We start from the raw sequence: 2,937 nt of genomic DNA, 5'->3' as shown, positions 1-2,937 counted from the left end.
ATCTCAGCGCAGACCTGAATATCGGGCATGATCATATCCTTCGGTTGATAGATTTTGAGTCTGCATTTCCGATGATGGTCATGTTGGCCGCCGCCGGCTTTCCAAAGCATGCGGCTCTGCAGACGATGATCGATTTGCGCTCTCAGAAACTCTCTGCCCGCGAAGCTGCGCTGTTTGAGGCTGAGTATACACATTTCATTCCTGAAATGGCCCGGCAGCAAATCTGTGATTGGTCATCTGCTCGGTCGCTATTTTTAAGTTCTGGCAGAACATGAACTTAACACGCGCTATCACATGCGAGGTGTCGTCTGCGGGTATCTTGCTGCGTGCGGACGACGCGTTGCAGCAGCTTCATATTCGGGCAGGTGGCAATCTGGGCGGTACGCTGGCGTGCCCAGCTTTGCTTGGCCTCACGCAAATGGTCGCAGGTCTTCGGATGCGGCTCGCGCGCCCTGTTTGCGTTGCGGATGGACCAAACAATCTTGAACTGTGGGTGGAAGCCGAGCCTTTTAACAAGGACGTCAAACTTTCCATCTTGGGCTGGCGCAAAATTCATAATGTTGCGGTCAAGCCAACGTCGCGGGATATATGGCCTGATCAAGGTCAAGAACTGGTCACGCTTAGATTTGATCAAGCCTTGCGCCTTGTTGACGCCTGCGGACCAGTTGAAGGCATTGTAAAAAATACAGATTTTGGCTCTTCAGCGACAGTGATACTCGGCAGGCTTTTTGGCCCGGACGCCATGCCAGCGTTCCAGAATGTTGAGAGATTTTTCCCGATCAGTCGCCGGAGCGTCCGAACGCTCAACGATGCTCGTATGTCGGTGTGGGGGCAGGCCAAACGTAAGGGCGCTGGGCAGATTTCTGGCTATACGCTGTCCCTTACCCAACACGGGAAGGTCGAGGTAGCTAACTTTGCGCAGGCGGATAGATCATCTTCGGGCGCACTTTTTGGGAAACAGCTTGCGCCGGTTCTTCGGCAACCATTGGGTCGTATCATTGCCAATGCCGAAACGATGGGCAGCGAGTTGTTGGGGCCAATCCGTGAAAACTACGCCTCATATGCCCGCGACATTGCCAATGCGGCGCGACATCTCACAGCCATTGTTGAGGATCTGAGCGATTTGGAAGCCGTCGAGCGACCAGGCTTTTCGACCGCGCCGGATGACATCGAATTAGGCGACGTTGCACGGCGCGCCGCGGGTTTACTGGCGTTAACAGCTGCAGATCATAGCATTACGATCTCGCTGCCTGACGCCCGAGCATATGTTACGGCCACAGCAGAATATAGGCGCGTGCTTCAGATCATGCTGAACCTTATCACCAATGCGATTCGATATTCGCCCGACGGAACTGAGGTTCAGGTGGAAGTCGGCGCCGAGGATGGATTTGCGTATATATCCGTGTCGGACCAAGGTGCCGGCGTTGACGTCAGCAATCACGAACGCATTTTTGCAAAATTTGAGCGCCTGGGGCGCACCGGCGATGGCGGAAGCGGCCTTGGTCTCTATATATCACGACGCCTGGCACGCGCGATGGGAGGCGATCTCACCGTTGCGGCTGCAAAAGGCGGAGGCGCTAAATTCACGCTCCGCCTTCCACAACAATTACCGCTGGTCTAGGCCCGGATATGGGCGGTGGTTTGGACCCGTGTACAATTGACGCGGACGGCCAATTTTTTGCGCCGGATCGGAAATCATTTCATTCCATTGCGCAACCCAGCCCACGGTGCGGGATAGTGCAAACAACACGGTGAACATTTCCGTCGGGAAACCAATCGCCGACAAAATGATACCGGAATAGAAGTCTACGTTCGGGAACAGCTTCTTTTCGATGAAATATGGGTCATTTAGCGCCATTTCTTCAAGCTGCATCGCAACATCGAAGATTGGGTCGGTAATGTTCAGCTCGGTCAGAACCTCACGAACCGTTTTCTGCATGACTGACGCGCGCGGATCATAGTTTTTGTAGACCCGATGCCCAAAGCCCATGAGGCGGAAGGGATCGTTCTTGTCCTTGGCACGTTCAATGTAATGCGGAATGCGGTCTGGCGTGCCGATTTCGCGCAGCATGTTGAGCGCAGCTTCGTTCGCGCCGCCATGCGCTGGGCCCCAAAGACAGGCGATGCCCGCAGCAATACATGCAAACGGGTTGGCACCCGATGATCCGGCAAGGCGTACCGTCGATGTTGATGCATTTTGTTCATGGTCGGCATGGAGGATGAAAATCCTGTCCATCGCACGTTCGATGACGGGGTTCACAACATATTCTTCGGCAGGAACGCCAAAGGTCATGCGCAGGAAGTTGCCGGTGTAGGACAGGCTATTGTCCGGATACACAAATGGCTGACCAACCGAATATTTATAAGCCATTGCGGCGATGGTTGGCATTTTGGCAATCAAACGATGGCTGGAAATCATGCGATGCGTTGGGTCGCTTATATCGGTCGAATCATGATAAAATGCCGATAGCGCACCGACTACACCGCACATGATCGCCATTGGGTGTGCGTCACGGCGGAAACCGCGGTAGAATGTCGCCAGCTGCTCGTGCAGCATTGTGTGGCGTGAAATGGTGTGGCTGAAATGATCGAGCTGCGCCTTGTTGGGCAGTTCACCATTCAACAGCAGATATGATACTTCCATGAAGCTCGACTGTTCCGAAAGCTCTTCAATAGAATAGCCACGGTGCAAAAGGATGCCCTCATCACCGTCAATGAACGTCAGCGCAGATTCGCAGCTTGCAGTCGACGTGAAGCCGGGATCGAAAGTGAAATGATCTGACACGGCATATAATTTGCGGATATCGATGACGTCGGGTCCTTCCGAACCTTTCATGATCGGCAATTCAAAGCTGTTTTCGCCAACGGTAAGAGTTGCGTTATTATCGGCCATTTTCAAACTCCATACATTGCTACCCGACATAGCGGGCCGCCCAA

General features: G+C 53.6%; 3 protein-coding genes. 2 read left to right on the top strand and 1 reads right to left on the bottom strand.

The window, feature by feature from the left end; all coding sequences use genetic code 11:
• Positions 1-275, top strand: a 275-nt coding sequence (locus ACILQA_RS10610; protein ID WP_395629661.1) for a hypothetical protein, incomplete at its 5' end; no start/stop codon positions are given.
• Positions 272-1,621: a sensor histidine kinase gene (locus ACILQA_RS10605; RefSeq protein ID WP_395629660.1), complete on the top strand. Its 1,350-nt coding sequence runs from the start codon at positions 272-274 to the stop codon at positions 1,619-1,621. The genes ACILQA_RS10610 and ACILQA_RS10605, both read left to right, overlap by 4 nt.
• Here the strand turns inward: ACILQA_RS10605 and ACILQA_RS10600 are convergent.
• The gene (locus ACILQA_RS10600) at positions 1,607-2,893 is read right to left on the bottom strand and encodes a citrate synthase (RefSeq protein ID WP_395629659.1); all 1,287 of its coding nucleotides are present in this window, start codon (positions 2,891-2,893) and stop codon (positions 1,607-1,609) included. The genes ACILQA_RS10605 and ACILQA_RS10600 overlap by 15 nt on opposite strands.
• Positions 2,894-2,937: the final 44 nt, after the last annotated feature.

This window comes from Sphingorhabdus sp., assembly GCF_044239005.1.
GTDB lineage: Bacteria > Pseudomonadota > Alphaproteobacteria > Sphingomonadales > Sphingomonadaceae > Sphingorhabdus_B.
This window is presented reverse-complemented; position numbering and strand designations above follow the sequence as displayed.

Bases quoted from the DNA above. Each gene is read 5' to 3' on its own strand.
- ACILQA_RS10605 (WP_395629660.1), top strand. From the start codon at position 272: ATGAACTTAACACGCGCTATCACATGCGAGGTGTCGTCTGCGGGTATC.
- ACILQA_RS10600 (WP_395629659.1), bottom strand. From the start codon at position 2,893: ATGGCCGATAATAACGCAACTCTTACCGTTGGCGAAAACAGCTTTGAA.